The 18,813-nt window shown below is 65.4% G+C and carries 18 protein-coding genes; 13 read left to right on the top strand and 5 right to left on the bottom strand.

Features of this window, described 5'->3' with window-relative positions; genetic code table 11:
• Positions 1–93 precede the first annotated feature (93 nt).
• Genes AC1DYU_RS15555 through AC1DYU_RS15535 form a run of 5 tightly spaced genes read left to right on the top strand, consistent with a single transcriptional unit; the run spans position 94 to position 4,754 of the window.
• Positions 94–978, top strand: coding sequence for a glycine betaine ABC transporter substrate-binding protein (locus AC1DYU_RS15555; protein ID WP_476792428.1), 885 nt, complete (start codon positions 94–96; stop codon positions 976–978).
• On the top strand, positions 975–2,543 hold the full coding sequence (locus tag AC1DYU_RS15550; RefSeq protein ID WP_476792691.1) for an HAL/PAL/TAL family ammonia-lyase: 1,569 nt from the start codon (positions 975–977) through the stop codon (positions 2,541–2,543). Before AC1DYU_RS15555 ends, AC1DYU_RS15550 begins: the two co-directional genes overlap by 4 nt.
• Positions 2,540–3,169 (top strand): ABC transporter permease, encoded by a 630-nt coding sequence (locus tag AC1DYU_RS15545; protein ID WP_476792427.1) that lies wholly within the window; start codon positions 2,540–2,542, stop codon positions 3,167–3,169. The genes AC1DYU_RS15550 and AC1DYU_RS15545 overlap by 4 nt, the downstream gene beginning before the upstream one ends.
• Entirely contained in the window at positions 3,169–3,804 is a 636-nt protein-coding gene (locus AC1DYU_RS15540) for an ABC transporter permease (protein WP_476792426.1), read from the top strand. The genes AC1DYU_RS15545 and AC1DYU_RS15540 overlap by 1 nt, the downstream gene beginning before the upstream one ends.
• The gene (locus tag AC1DYU_RS15535) at positions 3,801–4,754 is read left to right on the top strand and encodes an ABC transporter ATP-binding protein (protein WP_476792425.1); all 954 of its coding nucleotides are present in this window, start codon (positions 3,801–3,803) and stop codon (positions 4,752–4,754) included. Before AC1DYU_RS15540 ends, AC1DYU_RS15535 begins: the two co-directional genes overlap by 4 nt.
• A 3-nt stretch (positions 4,755–4,757) precedes the next feature.
• On the opposite strand, the gene AC1DYU_RS15530 is transcribed toward AC1DYU_RS15535, so the two are convergent.
• Both AC1DYU_RS15530 and AC1DYU_RS15525 read right to left on the bottom strand, forming a co-directional pair.
• Complete coding sequence (locus AC1DYU_RS15530; RefSeq protein ID WP_476792424.1) at positions 4,758–5,561, bottom strand: phosphate/phosphite/phosphonate ABC transporter substrate-binding protein; 804 nt, start codon at positions 5,559–5,561, stop codon at positions 4,758–4,760.
• Positions 5,558–6,568 (bottom strand): ornithine cyclodeaminase family protein, encoded by a 1,011-nt coding sequence (locus AC1DYU_RS15525; protein ID WP_476792423.1) that lies wholly within the window; start codon positions 6,566–6,568, stop codon positions 5,558–5,560. The genes AC1DYU_RS15530 and AC1DYU_RS15525 overlap by 4 nt, the downstream gene beginning before the upstream one ends.
• Positions 6,569–6,747: 179 nt before the next feature.
• On the opposite strand from AC1DYU_RS15525, the gene AC1DYU_RS15520 reads away from it, so the two are divergent.
• The 3 genes from AC1DYU_RS15520 to AC1DYU_RS15510 all read left to right on the top strand — a co-directional run bounded on the left by AC1DYU_RS15520 (position 6,748) and on the right by AC1DYU_RS15510 (position 10,468).
• Positions 6,748–6,999 carry a hypothetical protein gene (locus AC1DYU_RS15520; RefSeq protein WP_158483611.1) on the top strand — a complete coding sequence of 84 codons (252 nt, stop codon included), beginning with the start codon at positions 6,748–6,750 and terminating at the stop codon, positions 6,997–6,999.
• A 401-nt stretch (positions 7,000–7,400) separates the two neighbouring features.
• Positions 7,401–9,146: a type I secretion system permease/ATPase gene (locus AC1DYU_RS15515; protein WP_476792422.1), complete on the top strand. Its 1,746-nt coding sequence runs from the start codon at positions 7,401–7,403 to the stop codon at positions 9,144–9,146.
• Positions 9,143–10,468, top strand: coding sequence for an HlyD family type I secretion periplasmic adaptor subunit (locus tag AC1DYU_RS15510; RefSeq protein ID WP_476792421.1), 1,326 nt, complete (start codon positions 9,143–9,145; stop codon positions 10,466–10,468). Before AC1DYU_RS15515 ends, AC1DYU_RS15510 begins: the two co-directional genes overlap by 4 nt.
• A gap of 43 nt (positions 10,469–10,511) precedes the next feature.
• On the opposite strand, the gene AC1DYU_RS15505 is transcribed toward AC1DYU_RS15510, so the two are convergent.
• Entirely contained in the window at positions 10,512–12,791 is a 2,280-nt protein-coding gene (locus tag AC1DYU_RS15505) for a M10 family metallopeptidase C-terminal domain-containing protein (RefSeq protein WP_476792420.1), read from the bottom strand.
• Positions 12,792–13,217: 426 nt separating this feature from the next.
• On the opposite strand from AC1DYU_RS15505, the gene AC1DYU_RS15500 reads away from it, so the two are divergent.
• Together AC1DYU_RS15500 and AC1DYU_RS15495 are read left to right on the top strand one after the other, a co-directional pair.
• The gene (locus tag AC1DYU_RS15500; RefSeq protein ID WP_158483610.1) at positions 13,218–13,796 is read left to right on the top strand and encodes a L,D-transpeptidase; all 579 of its coding nucleotides are present in this window, start codon (positions 13,218–13,220) and stop codon (positions 13,794–13,796) included.
• Between the two features lie 92 nt (positions 13,797–13,888).
• Complete coding sequence (locus AC1DYU_RS15495; RefSeq protein ID WP_476792419.1) at positions 13,889–14,380, top strand: hypothetical protein; 492 nt, start codon at positions 13,889–13,891, stop codon at positions 14,378–14,380.
• Between the two features lie 10 nt (positions 14,381–14,390).
• Here the strand turns inward: AC1DYU_RS15495 and AC1DYU_RS15490 are convergent, their stop codons facing one another.
• Positions 14,391–15,926 (bottom strand): lyase family protein, encoded by a 1,536-nt coding sequence (locus AC1DYU_RS15490; protein WP_476792418.1) that lies wholly within the window; start codon positions 15,924–15,926, stop codon positions 14,391–14,393.
• A gap of 190 nt (positions 15,927–16,116) precedes the next feature.
• Here AC1DYU_RS15490 and AC1DYU_RS15485 point away from each other — a divergent pair, with 190 nt between their 5' ends.
• Both AC1DYU_RS15485 and hpxZ read left to right on the top strand, forming a co-directional pair.
• Positions 16,117–17,289, top strand: coding sequence for an amidase (locus AC1DYU_RS15485; protein ID WP_476792417.1), 1,173 nt, complete (start codon positions 16,117–16,119; stop codon positions 17,287–17,289).
• A complete protein-coding gene (gene hpxZ / locus AC1DYU_RS15480) occupies positions 17,286–17,690 on the top strand; it encodes an oxalurate catabolism protein HpxZ (protein ID WP_476792416.1) in 405 nt (134 codons plus the stop codon). Before AC1DYU_RS15485 ends, hpxZ begins: the two co-directional genes overlap by 4 nt.
• Before the next feature lie 25 nt (positions 17,691–17,715).
• Here the strand turns inward: hpxZ and AC1DYU_RS15475 are convergent, their stop codons facing one another.
• Positions 17,716–18,084 carry a gamma-butyrobetaine hydroxylase family protein gene (locus tag AC1DYU_RS15475; RefSeq protein WP_476792415.1) on the bottom strand — a complete coding sequence of 123 codons (369 nt, stop codon included), beginning with the start codon at positions 18,082–18,084 and terminating at the stop codon, positions 17,716–17,718.
• A gap of 123 nt (positions 18,085–18,207) precedes the next feature.
• Between AC1DYU_RS15475 and AC1DYU_RS15470 the strand changes: the two genes are divergently transcribed.
• Positions 18,208–18,813 (top strand): GTP 3',8-cyclase MoaA (locus tag AC1DYU_RS15470; protein ID WP_476792414.1); only part of this gene is annotated, 606 nt, incomplete at its 3' end.

Genomic DNA, 18,813 nt, shown 5'->3' with positions numbered 1-18,813 from the left:
ATGACGACATCACCGTTCTTTGTCTTGCCCGCTCCTTGCATCGGCCGCCCCGCTTGCTAGCCTGCCCTCCTCAGACGCCAAGGAACCCACGCCATGCGCCTTCTCCAAACCGTCTTTGCGGCTGCCGCGATGCTGGCGACCGGTCTCTCCGCCGCTTCCGCCCAGACCATCAAGATCGGCTCGAAGAACTTCACCGAGCAGTTCGTCGTCGCGGAACTCTATGGCGCGGCGCTGGAAGCCGCCGGCTTCAAGGTCGAGCGCAAGATCAATCTCGGCGGCACGCTGGTCGCCCATGAGGCGCTGAAGAGCGGCGCGATCGACCTCTATCCGGAATACACCGGCACTGGCCTCAACGCCGTGATGAAGGCGCAAGGCGTGACCGAGACCGACCCCGAGAAGGTGCGCGGCATGGTCAAGGCCTTCTACGAGAAGGAATTCAACCTGACCTGGCTGAAGCCGTCGGGCATCAACAACGGTTATGCGATCGTGGTGCGGCCCGAGACGGCCAAGGAATTCAACCTCAAGACCCTGAGCGATCTCGGCAAGGCCTCGTCCAAGCTGCGGCTCGGCGCCGGCACCGAATTCGTCGATCGCCGCGACGGCATCGCCGGGCTCAAGGAGGTCTATGGCGCGCAGTTCGCCGAGTTCAAGCAGTTCGCGGCGCTGCGGCTGCGCTATGAGGCGCTGAACCAGAAGCAGATCGAAGTCGCCAACGGCTTCTCGACCGACTGGCAGATCGCCGCCGAGAAGTTCGTCGCGCTCGACGACGACAAGGCGCTATTCCCTCCCTATTTCCTGGCGCCGGTGGTGCGCCCCGAGATCGCCGCCAACGCGAAGATCGTCGCCGTGCTGGAGAAGGTCGGCGCCGCGCTCGACAACCCGACGATGCAGGAGCTCAACCGGCAGGTCGAGGTCGACAAGAAGGAGCCGCGCACCGTGGCTGCCACCTTCCTGAAGGCCAAGGGGCTGGTGAACTGAGCGCGCAAGCAGCGCCTGCGTCCGACGCTGCGAGACCTGCGGTCGCGATCGTTGTCGGCGGCGAGCCTGTCGGCATCGAGGCGGTCGTCGCGGTCGCGCGCGATTTCGCGCCCGTCGTCCTGCACGAGTCGGTCGATGAGCGCCTGCGGGCGGCGCGTGATGTCGTCCTGCGAGCACTCGAACGTGGCGACAGCGTCTATGGCCTGACGACAGGCTTGGGCGCTGCCGTCGACACGCGGCTGTCGAGCGAGGTAATCCCGGCCTTTCAGGCCCGTGCCATACGCGCACGCGCCGTCGGTGTCGGTGAAGCGCTGACAACGGAGCAGGTTCGGGCGCTGCTGTTCGCGCGGCTCGTTAGTATCTGCCACGGCGCCTCGGGGCTCTCGCCCGCGCTGGCGCAGACCATCGCCGCGATGCTCAATGCCGGCGTGCACCCGGTCATCCGGCGGATCGGCTCGCTTGGTGAGGCCGATCTCAGCCCGCTGGCGCAGGCCTTCCTGCCGCTGATCGGCGCAGGCGAGGCCGAGTTCGGCGGCCGGATTCTGCCCGGCGGCGAGGCCATAGCCGCAGGGGGCATCGCGTTGCCGGAGCTTGGCCCCAAGGACGGTCTGGCGCTGCTCAATGCCAACTCGCAGGGCGTCGGGCTGGCGGCGCTGGCGGCGGACGCATTGAGCAAGGCGTTGCAGGCCAGCGTCGTCGCAGGGGCGCTCGCGCTGGAAGCATTTCGCGCCAACCTCTCGCCGCTGGACCGCGATCTCGCCACGATGCGGGGTATGCCGGCTCATGGCACGGGCGTCGACTGGCTGCGCCGGCTTCTCGCCGGCAGCGACCTGTTCGAGACGGGCACGGCGCGCAGGGTTCAGGACCCCCTGTCCTTTCGCTGTCTCGCTCCGGTCGCCGGCCATGCCTCGCGGGCCGTCGCAGCCGCGCGGGCTGCCGTGGAGGCAGAGCTTGCCAGCATCTGCGACAGCCCGGCCGTGCTGGTCGAGCGCGACGCCATGCTCTCCAGCGTGAATTTCGACACGACCGAACTGGCCTTGGCATTTGAGGCGGCCGGACTTGCGTTGTCGCACATGGCTGCGATTTCGGCGGCGCGCATCGTCAAGCTGATGTCGCCCGCGATGAGCGATCTGCCGCGTTTCCTGACCCGCCATGGCGGCTCGCATTCGGGCTTCGCGACCTCGCAGAAGACGGTGGCCGCGCTCGAGGCCGAGATCCGCCATCTCGCTTTGCCGCTGGGCGCCATGACGCTGCCGGTCGCAGACGGTGTCGAGGATTATGCGCCGATGACGCCGGCGGTTATCGAGAAGACCCATGCCATCGCGAGGCGCCTGACGCGGCTGGCCGCGATCGAACTGGTGCTGGCGGCCGAAGCCGTCGATCTGCGCGGCGCGATCAGGTTGGGACGCGGAACGGCCGCCGCCCATGCCCTCGTGCGCAGCCATGTCGCCCGCCTCGACGACGATAGGCCGATGGGGCGCGAATACGAGGCGTTGGCGCTGGCGCTCGAGGCCGGCGAACTGATCCTGGCCGAGATGGCGCCCGGCGAAGGCTCGGCGCCATGAGCTGGACGATCGAGAATTACGACCGTCTGCTGATCGCGCTCTGGGAGCATATCCAGCTCGTCGGCGTCGGCCTGGCCATCGCGCTCGCGATCGGTCTGCCGCTCGGTGTGCTCTCGGCGCGGCGGCCGGGTTTCGCGCTTATCGTGCTGCTGGTTTCCGGAGCGCTCTATACCGTGCCGGCGCTGGCGATCTTCGCGCTGCTGATCCCCTATCTCGGCCTCGGCTTCTGGCCGGCGATCGTCGCGCTCGTCGCCTATGCGCTGCTGATCATCATCCGCAATGTCGCGACGGGCCTGCAGGAGATTTCGCCCGATATCCTCGATGCGGCCGACGGCATGGGCTATGGCCGCTGGCGCCGGCTCTTCGCCATCGAGCTGCCATTGGCGCTCCCCGTCATCATCGCCGGCATCCGCATCACGGTGGTCACGCAGGTGTCGGTCGCCACCGTCGCCGCCTTCATCAATGCCGGCGGGCTCGGCGACATCATCTTCCAGGGCATCACCCAGGATTTCGGCGAGAAGGTCGTCGCCGGCGCGGTCGTCACCTCGGCGCTGGCGATCCTGTGTGACGAGAGCCTGCGCCGGGTCGAAATCCGCCTGCGCGCCAACCAGGCGGAGACCGCCTGATGGCCGCCTGGATCTCCGCCAACCCCTCCATCTTCATCGTCGCCCTGCAAAACCATCTCTGGCTGACGGGAGTCGCGCTCGCCGCCGTGTTGCTGATCGCCCTGCCGCTCGGCCTCCTGCTGACCCGCCATCGCGGTTTCGCCAATGCGGCCATCGCGATCGTCAACATCCTGCGCACCGTGCCGTCGCTGGCGCTGCTGGTGATCATGCTGCCGCTGCTCGGCACAGGCTTCCTGCCTTCGGTCGTGGCGCTGACGCTCTACGGCCTGCCGGCTTTGCTCCTGAACACCTATACGGGCCTGACCGAGGTCGATGCCGACATCGTCGAGGCGGCGCGCGGACAGGGCTTTTCCGACGCGCAGGTGATGACGCGCATCGAGATCCCTCTGGCGCTGCCAGTGATCTTCGCCGGCATCCGCACGGCCGCCGTGCAGATCGTCTCGGCGGCGACGCTCGCCGCCTTCATCGGCGGCGGGGGCTTGGGCGAACTGATCACGGCCGGCATGGCGAATTTCAACTTCCCGCAGCTGATCGCGGGCGCCGTCGCGGTCGCGTTGCTCGCGCTCGCGGTTGAGATCGTCTTTGCGGGGATCGAACGATTGATGACACGCCAGCTGCGGATGGGAGCCTCATGACGATCCGGCTGGAGAAGGTCACCAAGCTGTTCCCGGGCGTTGCCAAGCCCGCCGTGGATGCGCTCGACCTGACGATCGAGAAGGGCCAGGTCTGCGTACTGATCGGCCCGTCCGGCTGCGGCAAGACCACGACGATGCGGATGGTCAACCGGCTGATCGAGCCGACATCGGGGGCCATCTATGTCGGCGACCGCGATGTGACCAAGGCCGATCCGGTCGAGCTCAGGCGCCATATCGGCTACGTCATCCAGCAGATCGGCCTGTTCCCGCATATGACGATCGCGCAAAACGTCGCGACCGTGCCGAAGCTGCTCGGCTGGGAGCCGCAGAAGATCAAAGCGCGCAGCGAAGAGATGCTCGACCTCGTCGGCCTCGATCCCAAGCTCTACCTCTCGCGCTATCCGCGCCACCTCTCGGGCGGCCAGCGCCAGCGCGTCGGGGTGGCCCGCGCGCTCGCCGCCGATCCGCCGGTGATGCTGATGGACGAGCCCTTCGGGGCGGTCGATCCGATCGTGCGCGGGCGGCTGCAGGAGGAGTTCCTGGCGATCCTGAAGCGGCTGAAGAAGACGGTGATCCTGGTGACGCATGATATCGACGAGGCCATCCGCATGGGCGACGTTGTCGCGATCATGAAGGATGGGACGCTCGTACAGTACGACACGCCCGACCGGCTCCTGGCTTCGCCTGCCAACGAGTTCGTGGCGGATTTCGTCGGCGCGGACCGAGCGCTACGGAGGCTTTCGCTGGTACAGGCGACTGATGCGGTCGAACCGGGCGAAGCCAGCGACGGCTTCACGCTTTCGGGCTCGCTTTCGGTGCGGGGGATATTGTCGGCGTTGCTCGCCGAAGGGCGCGACGCCGCGACGATCGTGGCTGAGGACGGGAGTGCGCTCGGCCAGATCACGCTGGCGGCGATCCGGGCTCGGAGCGCTGGGACGTCGCTGTCCTGACGATCAGCCGGGCTGCGCATAGCCCTCGGCGTCGGCAGCTTCGGCCTCTCGGATCAGGACCTGATAGCTGTCTGGTGTGACCGCCTGAAAGCCGGCAAGTCTCAAGCGCTCCATCACCCCGCGCGCCTCAGGATCGCTGGCTGCTGCCAGCAGGGCCTGCTTCAGGGCCTGTACCGCTCCGTCATCGACACCCTGCGACGCCACCAGCAGCGGCATCGGGCGGGGCACGGTCGTCTCGACGATGCGCAGCCGCGCGGCTGTATGGGGCTCGGCCGCCTGAAGCAGATCGTAAAAGTAAGAATCGAGCGGCCCGATATCGATCTCGTCGGCCAGCAGCGCCTCGATGATGCGGCGCGGCGTCAGCAGGGGCCCGAGGCTCTTCGCGTAGAGCGGCCCCCTCGCCTGCCAGTGCGACAGCAGATGCGTGCGTAGCGCGTTGAAGCCCGATTGCGAATGCGCGACCGTCCAGCCGAGCCGCTTGCCGAAGCTCGCCTCCAGTGTGGCGATGTCGCCGTCGGCTCGCATGACGAGATGGCTCGCATAGACCGGCCGGCCATCGCCCGAGGCCGGCACCGGTGCGGCGACGGGCTGCACGGGGAAGCCGCCGCGGGCGAAGGGGTAGCCGCAGATGAAGGCGAGCCCGAGATCGTCGCGGCGCCAGAGGTCTTCCAGCGGCGCCGGGGCCGCGTGGGGGATGACATCGAGCCGACCGCCGGCCATCTCCGCGATCCGGCCGAAGAGCGCCGTCCAGTTCGCCGCCGTTGCGGCATCGACGGCATACATCCGCGCATTGGCGATCAGGCTCACGCGTAGCGCAGCCGCTGGCCGAGGCCCATGGTCTTGGCCTTCTCCAGCATGAAATGCCCGAGCGCGATGTCCGAGAGCGAGAGGCCGCGATGCCAAAACAGGATGGTCTCGTTCTCGTTTTCGCGGCCGGGTTTCAGCCCCGCGACGATCTCGCCCATCTCGGCGTGCAGCGTCTCTTCGGAGAGCTTGCCGACCTCGACATGCGCCCGCAGCGAGCCGAAGGGACCACCCTTGCACTGGCCCCAATCGTCGACAACGAGCTTGCTCATGATGTCGGTCAGCGACAACTCGACCGCGCTCATCGTGCCATAGGGTACGACGAAGGCACCCGGCTTGATCCATTCCGTCCTGAGCATCGGCTCGGGCGCGTTCAGCCGCGAGGCCTCGACAACGATGTCAGCGCCTTCCACGCAGGAGCGCCAGTCATCGGTCACAACCACGCGCTTGCCGAGATCGGCGGAGAGCCTCGCGCCGAAGGCGTCGCGGCTTTCCGGCCGGCGCGAATGGACCCGGATCTCGTCGAAATCGAACAGGGAATCGAGCAGGCGGACATTCCAGTAGGCAGTGCCGCGCGCGCCGATATGACCAAGCACCTTCGAGCGCTTGCGGGCGAGGTATTTGGCGCCGATCGCGGTGATCGCGCCGGTGCGCATGTCGGTGAGATGGCTGCCATCGACGATCGCGGTGGGAACGCCGGTCAGCGGGTCCATCAGCAGGAGCAGGCCCATCTCGGAGGGCAGGCCGAGCTTGTAGTTGTCGACGAAGTCGCCGATCACCTTGACGCCGGCCCGGTTGATCGGAGCGCGGAAGGCGCCGCGCAGCACGTTGAAATGACCGTTCGCGCCCGCCTTCGGCATCAGGTGGACGCGCGGCTCGATCTCGGTCGCCTTTTGCCCCTGGGCGGCAAGTCCTGCCTCGACAGCGGCAATGATTTCCGCATCGGTGAGTTTCAGCGCCTCGACATCGAGCGCGTTCAGGAAGTCGATATGCAGGGGAGGATGCGGCACGCCTATGGACCTCGCGGGAGCATTTGGAGTCGATCGAGCCCGACAATACACGCCTGCGCGCCGGCGCCATCCCCTTTCCCCGCCACAGCGGCAATGCCGCAACACACCCGACATCGGGCTGGCGCGGAACTTGCTGTGCTTAGCTGGCTGGGGACATCGACATCCGAAAAGGACGGGTGATGGACGCATTCACGATGATTATTCTGGCCTGCGTGTCGGGCGAAGCCAAATGCACTTCTGCACGCGTGGCGGACGTGCATTTCACCACCGTCGAGGCCTGCGAGGCGCGTATCGACTCCATCACCGACAACATGACGGCGGAGTTCGGCAAGAAGCCCGAGTTCAAGGGCCGGTCCGTCACCTTCGACGTCAGTTGCATGAGCCGGAAGGAACTGCTCCAGACCTTCGGCATCGCCGATCTGGACGCCTGAGGTTCATTCGCCGGTTAAGAGGTTTGCCCCGATCGCGGGGGTTGCAGCGGTCACAGACAGCTAGGCTTTGCGATCCCGGTCGCGCGCCATTCCGCATGCCGGTCTGAGCGATCCACGGCCATCGCTGTCCCGGCCCTGCAAGGCCTCGCGCCTTGCAGGGATAGCGGCGCCGTGCCCAGCCCGCCATCATCGAGGCAACACGCATCCTTCAAAGGAATGACGACGTCCTCCGCTACATTAAGGACCTTGGGAGCTCAGGCATAGCGAAACTGACCGAAACACTTGCCGTAACTGTGTTTTTCACGATACTGACAATGTTCATAAAACATGATCGGCTTTCAGTTGAGTGACAGCGCGACAAGGTTTTCGGCCGTCAGGCAGTCCCTCTGGGAGGCTTCGCCTTGACACGCAACGCCCCCGCCGCGCCGGGTCGCGCCAGCGCGATCGTCACCTCGGCGCTGGCATCGTGCCGCGGCGCCTTCACGGTGGTCGCCCTGTTCTCCGGCATCATCAACCTGCTGATGCTGTCGGCCTCGTTCTACATGCTGCAGGTTTATGACCGCGTACTGAGTTCGCACAGCGTGCCGACGCTGGTCGGCATCTCGCTACTGCTGCTGGCGGCCTATTGCCTGCAGGGTTTCCTCGACGCGATCAGAGTGCGGATGCTGGCGCGGATCGGAGCGCGTTTCGACGAGCAGGTTTCGCCGGCCGCCTTTGCTGCCACGCAAAAGCTGCCGCTGCTCGGCTTCGGCGCGGACAAGGCGTTGCAGCCGATCCGCGATCTCGACCAGATTCGCGGTTATCTGTCCTCCCTCGGCCCGACGGCGCTGTTCGACATGCCGTGGATGCCGCTTTTCTTCGCCGGCTGCTTCCTGCTGCATGTCTGGCTCGGCTGGCTGACGGTCGCAGGCGGTGTCGTGATCGTGGCCCTGACCTATCTGACCGAGACTGGCAGCCGCGAGGCAACCAGGGCTATGATGGCGAGCGGGCTGGCGCGCCAGTCCGTCGCGGAGGCCAGCCGGCGCAATGCCGAGGCCATGACCGCGATGGGCATGGGGCCTGCCTTCCAGACGAAATGGCGCGCGGCCAACCTGCGCCATGTGCAGGACTGGCTCTCCGGCTCGGACGCCACGAGCGGCCTTGGGTCCTTTGCCAAGGTCTTCCGCCTGATGCTGCAATCGGCGGTGCTGGGGCTCGGCGCCTATCTCGTCATCATCGGCGAACTCACCGGCGGCGCGATGATCGCAGCCTCGATCATGACCTCGCGCGCGCTCGCGCCGATCGAGATCGCGGTCGCGCACTGGAAAGGTTTCGTCTCGGCGAGGCAGGGCCTGACCCGGCTGAAGCAGGTCCTCGGCGCACCCCAGTTCGAGCAGCGCGAGCGCACCGCCCTGCCCGCGCCGAGGCGCGATCTCACGGCAGAGAACCTGATCGTCGCGGCTCCCGGCCTTCAGACGCCGATCCTGAGCGGCGTTTCGCTGCGGCTCGAGGCCGGCCAGGGGCTTGGCGTCGTCGGCCCGAGCGCGTCCGGCAAATCGACACTGGTGCGGGCGCTTGTCGGCGCCTGGCGGCCGCTGAAAGGCGAGATACGCCTCGATGGCGCGGCCATCGAGCAATGGCCGCCCGACGAGATCGGCCGGCATATCGGCTATCTGCCGCAGGATATCGAACTGTTCGAAGGCACCGTCGCCGAAAACATCGCTCGCTTCGATCCACAGGCGAGCGGGGCGGCGATCGTCTCCGCAGCCCAGGCGGCCGGCGCGCATGATCTCATCGTCCAGCTGGCCTTGGGCTACGACACCCGCATCGGCGAAGGCGGCGCCTCGCTGTCGGGCGGTCAGCGCCAGCGCGTTGGGCTGGCGCGGGCGCTCTATAGCGACCCGTTTCTCGTGGTGCTCGACGAGCCAAACTCAAATCTCGACCATGCCGGCGACGAGGCGCTGACCGCAGCCGTCCGCAGCGTGCGTGCCCGCGGTGGGATCGTCGTCGTCGTGACCCATCGCCAGACCGCCATTGCAGGCGTAGACCATATCGCGATGATGCAGGACGGGCGGATCAAGGCCTTCGGCCCGAAGGAAGAGATCTTGCAGAAGATCATGAAACAGGGCGGCCTGCCGGGCGTGCAGCGCCAGACGGTGGCCTCATGAGCGGCCAGACGCAGCGCGACGACGCCCCGCCGGAGTTTCGGCGCTCGCTGCGCGGTCTTGCCGTGCTGGGTTGCGCCGGCGTCCTTCTGTTCGCGGGCACGCTCGGCGTCTGGGCAATCGCGACGACGCTGTCGGGCGCCGTCATCGCGACCGGACAGTTCGTGGTCGATGGCAACATCAAGAAGGTCCAGCACGGCACCGGCGGCATCGTCGGTGAGCTGAAAGTCCGTGAAGGCGATCGCGTCGAGCAGAACCAGTTGCTGATCCGGCTCGACGATACGATCGCCCGCGCCAATCTCCAGATCGTGGTCAAGCAACTCAGTGAGTTCGCGGCGCGGCGCGGGCGCATCGAAGCCGAGCGCGACGGACGCGACCGTATCAATGTCCTCCCCGAACTGACCGAACGGCTCGGCGAACCGGACATCGCCGATCTTGTCGCCTCAGAGCAGGCGCTGTTCGTTGCGCGGCGGGCGGCGCGCGACGGGCAGAAAGCGCAGCTCGCCAAGCGCATGACCCAGTTGCAGGACGAGATCACCGGCGCGCGGGCCCAGCAGCGCGCGCGCGATCGGCAATCCGAGTTGATCGAGCTCGAACTCGTCGCGGTGTCTCAGCTCTTTGCGAAGAACCTCGTCACGCTGACCCGCAAGACGGCGCTGGAACGGGAGGCAGCAAGCCTTGACGGCCAGAAGGGCCAGCTCATCGCGGCCGTGGCGCAAAGCGAGGGCAAGATCGCCGAGACGCAGCTCCAGATGATCCAGATCGACGACGCGCTGCGCGAAGAGGTGATGAAGGAGCTGCGCGACATCCAGGGCAAGAGCGCCGAACTGGTCGAGCGACGTGTCGCTGCCGAAGATCAGCTCAAGCGCATCGATATCCGCGCGCCCAATGCCGGCTTCGTCCATCAGCTCGCCGTCCACACGGTCGGCGGCGTGATCAGCGCGGCCGAACCCGCGATGCTGATCGTACCCGTCGAGGACCAGCTTCAGGTCGAGGCCCGCGTCAACCCGCCCGATATCGACCAGCTCCTGCTCGGCCAGCCAGCCCGCATCAAGATCCGCGCCTTCAACCAGCGCACAACGCCCGAACTATCGGGAGCGATCAGCCGCATCTCGCCGGACGCCGTTCGCGACCAGCAGACCGGGGCTGTCTACTACACGATCCGCGTCTCGATTCCGGCGACCGAACTCGCCCGCCTCGCCCCGCAGCAGATCACGCCAGGCATGCAGGCGGATATCTTCGCCAGGACCGAGGATCGGACGCCGCTGCAATTCATCGTCAAGCCTTTGATGGACCAGATAGGCAAGGCGTTCCGCGAGCGCTGAGAGGCGCTGAAGACGACAGCCGCCAACTTCGCTGGCGCCGCCCTCAGCTGAAGACCCAGTCCGTCACGTGGATCGCCGCACCGTTGGCGATCGTGATGATTTCGGAGGTCAGTCCGTCGCCGGAGATGACGATCCAGTGGGTCGCATCGAGCTGCCCGAAAGCGGCGCCGGGACCGTAGCCGATGAACTGGATCACGTCGCCGGCGCCGGCTCCATTGCCGGTGAAATCAAGGATCGTATCGCCGTTTGCCTGTCCGCGGTTGAACTGGAAGACGTCGTTGCCGCCCCCGCCAATCAGGGCATCGACGCCGCCGCCACCGTTGAGGATGTTGGTCGCGCTGTTGCCGACGATGCCGTTCGCCTGGGCATTGCCGATCGCGTTGAGCGCGACGTTGCCCTGCAGGATCAGGTTCTCGACATTGTCCAAGAGAATGTAATGGGCCGTCGAATACACGGTATCGATCGTCCCCTGGCCGATATACTCGATCACAATATCCTGCGAATTGTCGACGAAGCAGAAATCGTTTCCGTCACCGCCATACATCGCATCGACGCCAAGGCCGCCGATCAGCGAGTCGTCGCCGCTGTTGCCGACGAGGACATCGCCCCCGTCGCCACCATTCAGCACGTTCGCGTAGTTGTTGCCCGAGATCGCGTTGTTGTCGGCGTTGCCGGTGCCGTTGATGGCCCCCCCGCCCTCCTGCAGCACCAACCATTCGACATTGGCGCCGAGCGTGAAGCTCGCCGAGGACACCACGATATCGAGCCCCTCATTGGCGGACTCGATCACTTGGTCGGCGGTCGAGTCCGCATAGAAGGTATCGTTGCCGGTGCCGCCCGCCATGACGTCGTTGCCGCCGCCACCAAAAATCTGGTCATCGCCGCCACCACCGGAGATGTTGTCGTTGCCGAGGCCGCCATCCAGCGCATTCGCATAGGAATTGCCGAGGATGGCGTTGTTCAGCCCGTTGCCGACGCCGTTGGCGATGAAGCCGTCCATCACGATCAACCATTCGACATTGGCCGAAAGAGTGTAGGAGGTCGAGGTGAAGATCTGGTCAAGCCCTTCGTTAAGCTGCTCCTGTACGACATCGCCGGCATTGTCGACGAGATAAACGTCGTTGCCAGCATTGCCAGCCATCAGGTCGGCGCCGGAGCCGCCGTTGAGCGTATCGTTGCCGTTGCCGCCGGCAATCGCGTCATTGCCTGCGCCGCCGGCAAGCGCATCGTCGCCGTCTCGACCATCGAGTGCGTCGTTGCCGTCATTGCCAGCCAAGGTATTTGCCACCTGATTGCCGATGAGGGAGTCGGCACCGGCTCCGCCGACCGCGTTCTCGATGAGCGAGCGGGTATCATTGTTGAACAGCAGCGCGTTGGCGACACTACCACGGGCGATGCGGCCGTCGCCCAGATTGGCCAACTGCCCCGGCGCAAGTGTCGACCAACTGCCTGGGTTCAGGTCGAGGATGAGGTTGGTGAAATAGTTCGACAGATCATAAGTGTCGTTGCCGCCGCCATCCCAGACCGTGCGGAAGATGTAGTTCTGGTTCGGCGCGCCCTGAGCGGCGCCGTTAATTGACATTTCGCCATTAAAAGGATTGAAAGTATAAATCGAATTGCCAGAATTTGACGTATAATCAGCACCATATAGGTATTGAAGAGCAGCAATATCAGCCATCATGAACGTCTGTGGATACATATTTGTAAAACCCTGAGTGTCGATATTTGCACCAGGGTATGTTCTGTAAGTCATAACAGAAAATTCTTGGGAATCCATGTCAGCTTGGAGGGCAGGATACTGTACGTTATTTGTTGTCTGCGCGCTCATGCCGTGTTTAAGGCCGAGCGCGTGGCCGAATTCATGCGCAATGCCGGCAGCAAAGGCAAAGGTGCCGAGCAGCGGCGTATTGTAAGTCGTGTGGTTGAACCACATGTCGCCTTGAGCGAAGGCCGGACTCTGTGCCGGGTCCGGGGGATTACCTTCGGCGGAGGAGCGCGGGGCCCCGGGCGCGGTGAAACCAGGCTGATGCAGGTTGTCGCCGTTACCGTACTGGAGCGTCGTCGCTTCGGCGAAACGGAAATTTGCCACTCCACCAGTCGACGGCGTGATATTCAGCCCGCAATAGCTGTTGACCAGGTTGATGCAGTAGATAGCCGAGTTGGCCTGCCCGATCGTGAAGGGCTCGTAACCGTTGATAGCGGCATATCCACCGTACTCTGCGACGGTCGTCGGGAAATTATAGGTGAGATTAAGACTGTCCCACTTAACGCCCCAAAGCACCCCGTCAATAAGCGCATTATTGCTTCTTGGTACGTATGACATGCGGCCACCTTCCCAATCGACCCTGCGTCAAGGGTCGATCCAGCGCTCAAAAGCCAAGCTTCCACACAGCGGGCTGGAGACTATGATTGAAATTCCATTAAGGCAACCCGAACAATGATGTTTTAGATGCAAGCATCGAGATACCGTTATCTGCGTTTTGGCACCATTGAAGGATCTCGTTTCCGCAAGGTAATCATGGCCGGCAGCAGGACCACCGAACTCCCTCAGCTTGGCGGCACGACCGCTCCGGGGACTGGCCATGTTGCAGGCGCGCAACGGGCGGCGTCAAAGCCTGCGACCTCGCACCGATGTGATGAGCGGCCAATTGCACCGGTGGCCGGACTCTGACAGAAAATTGAGGAGATGTTGACTTTTTGGGGTCAACTTCATGTCCCACGCTCCTTCAGCCGCCCGCCCGAGGTCCCAATGAACCGCTTTTTCCGCATGGCCACGTTCACTGGTCTTGCCATGCTCGCTATGGCCTCGTCGGCGCGTGCCGAGATCGATCCGCTGACGCGTCAGCCGCTGTTCACCTATGAGGATCCGGCCAAGGCACAGGCGACGGCGATCCCACGCGAGGTCGTTTCCTTCAGCGGCAAGTACAATCCCGGCACGATCGTGATCAACACGAGCGAGCGCCGTCTGTATCTCGTCATGCCCGACGGCAAGGCGATGCGCTACGGCGTCGGCGTCGGCCGCCCCGGCTTCGACTGGGCCGGCTCGCAGACGATCACCCGCAAGCAGGAATGGCCGACCTGGACGCCGCCGTCCCAGATGCTGAAGCGCCGGCCCGACCTGCCGCGCTTCATGCCCGGCGGCCCGGAGAACCCGATGGGCGCCCGCGCCATGTATCTCGGCTCGACCCTCTACCGCATCCACGGCTCGAACGAGCCGGAGACAATCGGACAGGCGGTCTCCTCGGGCTGCATCCGCATGCTCAACGAGGACGTGATGGACCTCTATGAGCGCGTGAAGGTCGGCACCCGCGTTGTCGTCGCCCGCTGAACGACCATAGCTGAAGCTTTCGAGCAAGGCCGGCCGAGAGGCCGGCCTTTCTTATGGAAGGCACCCACCGAAAGCATACCCAACTGGAGCAGATGGCAGAAACACTGATCGACATCACGCCGCCCAAGCTTTGCGGCAAGTTACCGATTTCCGATTTCCGTATCCTTTACTCTGGGGCGATCACTTTGACGTTCTCAGAGGATGGCCGGTCCGACATCATCCTGCATGGCTGGTTCTGCGACTGGCTCGTCTACGATGGCTCCGAGCTGCTCGCCTCCGCGAACAAGATCTTTTTACACGCCGAAGAACTGGGTCCGCCGGAATCATCTGGCTTCAGGGCGCATATGTCGCGCTACGAGCGATATCTGGGGCAGGTTCTGCTCGGAGAACGGCTGGAGAGCATCGAGCTGGAGCTAGCCAGCAACACGCTCACCCTATCCATGGTCGGCGACCTCTTCATCCTGCTCGTTCCAAACATGGATTTTCCGGGCAACGAGATGCTGTCGATCCTCGCATCCAAGCGAACAGTCATGGACGTGCTTATCGCCGTGCCGCTAATGGTCCGCCCGTCTCGGGACACCTAACCGAGATACTTCAATTCGCCTTGGCCAGAACCTTCGCGAAATCGCGATCGAGCCCGGCCAGCGCGCCGTCGATGCGCTCACGGCGCTGCTTGATCCACTCCTCCTGACGCGCCAGCGTCTGCTTCGCGGCGGCGAGCATCCGCGTCATTTCGGCCGGCTGGGGGCCGCCGACGGTGGCGCGGTTGCGGATGATCGCGACCGGATCGAGCGTGGCGCGGAACTCGGCCTCGCTGACCGGGAGCTCACCGCCACTGACCTTCATCTCGCTGAGCGTCCGGCGATAGATGCGCTGCGCCTCCGCATAGGGAAAATCGGTCGGCCGGATATCGTTCGTCTTGGCATGGTCGACGATCTCGGAGGCAAAATGGTGCCCGACGCGGAAGGGCAGCTTGTATTTCGCCATCAGCACGTCGGCGAGTTCCTGCGAGGCGGTCCAGTCGTTGTTGAGCTCTTCCAGCGCCCGCTTGGGGTCGATCACCAGCGCGGAGAGGATCTTGTTCCAGCTCTCCAGCATTGCGCCGGTCTCGGCGATGACGGCTGCATTGTCGCGGACGGACTTGGCGTCGCTCATGCCGGGCGGAATGTTGTGCGCCTGCAGGATGCGGCCCATGCCGAGCCCGATCACGGATGAGGCCTGGCTGCGCGTGGAATTGAGCAGGCCGGGATTGCGTTTCTGCGGCATGGCGCTCGAGACATAGGTGTTGCCGTCGCCCTCTGTCAGCAGGATCCAGGGGCGCGGTTGCGCATACTGGGTCATGACGTCCTCGACGAAGGCGCCGGCATGCAGGGCGATGCTGGTGGTCAGCGCGCCGATCTCGACCGGCATCTCGGTGGCCGTGATCTGCGCTGCGTCATAGGCGTTGTCGATCTTCTCGGCGAAGCCGAGATAGCCGGCCATGCGGTCGCGGTTCAAAGGCCAGCTCGAGCCGTTCAAAACCGTCGTGCCCATCGGCGAACGGTCGAGCCGCGCATAGGCTTCCTGCAGGCGCTGGGCGTCGCGCTCCAGCCCGGCGACATGGCCGAGCAGGTAATGGCCATAGCTGTTGGGCTGGGCGGCGACGCCGTTGGTGTAGTTCGGCACGATGGTGCCGACATGCTTCTCGGCGAGCGCGACCATCGTCGCGTTCAGCCGGCGCAGTTGCCCGGCGAGCCGTAGCAAACCGTCGCGCATGATCGCGGCACGCACCGTCGCCAGCATGTCCTGGCTGGAGCGCCCGGCATGGAGCAGCGTCGCCTCGACGCCGGCCGCCTCGATCAGCAGCGGCTCGAAGGTGATGACCAGCGTCGGCCGCTTCGCACCGGGCTTTTCGGCTGCCTTGAGCATGGTGTCGAGCCCGGCCGCGATCCGTGGCGCCAGCGCGGGGTCGAGCAGGCCTTCCTCGCTGTTGATGACGGTGCTGGCCTTGTTGATCTGACCGATCCAGTAGAATTCGTCGTGGCGCGGCGGCGTCTGTGCGCTAGCAGGAGCCGCCACGGCCCATGAGATGAGGGCGGCCGCGATTGCGGTTCCGGCTTTCGCGGTTGTTGCGGGCGTCGTTGCGACCATCGTTTCCTCCTTTGCCGAGCCTGTCAGTAGTGCACCGGCCTCCATCGTCGGCAACCCGCCAGCCCCAGCGTTGTTGTTCGTCGGGCCAAGCGGCGACGCGCATTATCATCCACATGGCGGCGACATATGGTCGGTGCGCTGACATCCTGCGCGGCAGCGGAGTCGCACGAACGAATGATCGAGAGTGACCATGGATGATGTCGTCAATGCCTTCGTGCCCGGACCCCGAGTGCGGATTCCGGGTCGCGCCGGCGGGCCGTTGTCGGGGCTGAGCTTCGCGGCCAAGGATCTGTTCGACGTCGCGGGCGTGCCCACCGGCGGCGGCAACCATGACTGGGCCAAGTTCAATCCCGTGCCGGACCGCCACGCTTTCGCGGTCCAGACCCTGCTCGATGCGGGGGCCGAGCTGATCGGCAAGACCATCACCGACGAGGTCTCGCTCGGCATCCTCGGCGAGAACGCGTTCGACGGCACCCCGACCAACACGGCCGCGCCCGGCCGCGTGCCGGGCGGCTCGTCTTCGGGGTCGGCGGCGGCGGTGGCGGCCGGGCTCTGCGATACCGCGCTCGGCACCGACACCGGCGGCTCGGTGCGCGTGCCGGCGAGCTTCTGCGGGCTCTACGGCATCCGCCCGACCCATGGCCGGATCGACGTGACCGGGATGCTGCCGCAGGCGCCGAGTTCCGACACCACGGGCTGGTTCGCGCGCGACGCGCAGACCTTCGCAAAGGTCTCGACGGTGATGCTTGGCGAGGCGCCCGGCCCGCTGCCGACGACGCTTCTCGTCGCCGTCGATGCCTTCGGCTTCGCCGATCCGGAGGTTGCCGAGGCTTTGAAGCCCATGGTCGAACGCCTCGGGCGGATCGTCGGCGATGTCCGCGAGGAGATCATGGCACCGCAGGGCCTTTCCGTCTGGGCGAGAGCCCAGCGCACGCTGCAGCCGGTCGAAGCCTGGCAGACCTTCCAGCCCTGGGTCGAGAGCGCCAATCCGCGCATGGCGTTCAGTGTCGTCGCCGCGCTGCTTGTCGGGGCACAGATGCCGGTGGCGGAGCGCAACTGGGCTGCGCTGATGCGGCAGGAGGCGCGTGCGAGGCTACGTCTCCTGCTGCCGCCGGGCACGATCCTGTGCCTGCCGACCACCCCCTTCCCTGCCCCGAAACGCGGCCTGAGCTTGCCCGTGCTGCAGCCGTTGCGCGACCAGATCAGCTGCCTGTGCGCGCAGGGCGGCCTCACCGGCTCGCCGCAGGTGAGCATCCCCGGAGCCATGGTGGATGGAGCGCCGGTCGGGCTTTCCATCATCGGCGGGCGCGGCACGGATGCTGCGCTCATTGCCGTCGCTCAAGCCATGGAGGCCGCCGCGTGACCGATCTGACACCCAACCTCCCCGAGGTCGTCGCTGAGGTCGCGGCGCTGTTCGAGCGCTATGAGCAGGCCCTGATCGACAAGAATGTCGACGTGCTCGACGCGACCTTCTGGAACAGCCCGCATACGATCCGCTATGCGCTGCACGAGAACGGCTACGGTTTCGCCGAGATCCACGGCCACCGCGTCGCCCGCCCGCCGGGACCCGGCATCAAGGAAAAGCGGATCAGGCTCGAGATCCTGACGCTGGGGCGCGACATCGCCACGGTCAATCTCGAGTTCAAGGTTCGCGGGCGCGACCTGATCGGCCGGCAGAGCCAGAGCTGGGTCCGCTTCCCCGATCTCGGCTGGAAGGTGATCTCCGCGCATGTCTCGACGATGGATGGCGTGCGGCTCTATTGAAAGCCGTCGGGGACGGCGACGCCCCTCACCGCCTGCGCGCCGACTCCCGCGACAGGCCCTGCGCCGTCAGCGCGTCGAGATAAGCCTGCAGCTTGACCTCGCCGGTCTCGCCCAGTTCGCGCAGATAGTCCCAGGGGAAGATGCCGGTGTCGTGCATGTCGTCGAAGGTGAGCTTCACGGCATAGTGACCCACCGGCTCGACCTTGAGAATCTCGACCTGCGCTTTGCCGGGGATGGTCTTCTTCTGCGTCGGGCCATGGCCCTGCACCTCGGCCGAGGGGCTCTCGACCCGCAGCAACTCGGCCGAAAGCGCATAGGCAGCGCCATCGTCGAAGATGACGTGGAGTGTCCGGCGGTCTTTCGAGAGGCGGATTTCGGTCGGCCAGGATGACATGCTGCACTCACTCACATGACGGCCGCGACAAAGGCTGCGCTTGACCTTGGCCGCAGCAATGCCAATGTCTTGGCCTCATAGCAATGCCGCCCTCCCGCGCCCGGATGCGCAGGGGTGGCGACAATGACCAGGGCAGACCCGGCCGTGCTTCTCGACACCACCAAGCCAGATGTCATCAAGGCGGACGCGATCGCGCCGTTCGCGCGCGTGCCGCTGACCGATCCGTTTGGCCGCGATATCTCCTATCTGCGCATCTCGGTGACGGATCGCTGCGATTTTCGCTGCGTCTACTGCATGTCCGAGGACATGACCTTCCTGCCCAAGCGCGACCTGCTGACGCTGGAGGAGATCGACCGCGTCGCCTCGGCCTTCGTGATGCGTGGCACCCGCAAGCTGCGCCTCACCGGCGGCGAGCCGCTGGTGCGCCGCGATGTAATGAACCTGTTCCGCTCGCTCTCGCGCCATCTCGCCTCGGGCGCGCTCGAGGAACTGACGCTGACGACGAATGGCTCGCTGCTCGACCGCTATGCGCAGGAGTTGGCCGATTACGGCGTGCGCCGGATCAACGTGTCGCTCGACACGCTCGACCCCGACAAGTTCCGCAAGATCACGCGCTGGGGCGATCTCGGCAAGGTGCTCGGTGGCATCGAGGCGGCACGCAAGGCAGGCCTGCGGGTCAAGATCAACGCGGTTGCGCTCAAGGGCGTCAACGAGGACGAGATCGAGAGC

It is taken from the genome of Allobosea sp. P2_B12 (assembly GCF_056404835.1).
Note: the sequence above shows the minus strand (reverse complement) of the source record. Positions and strands in the feature narration are given on the sequence as shown.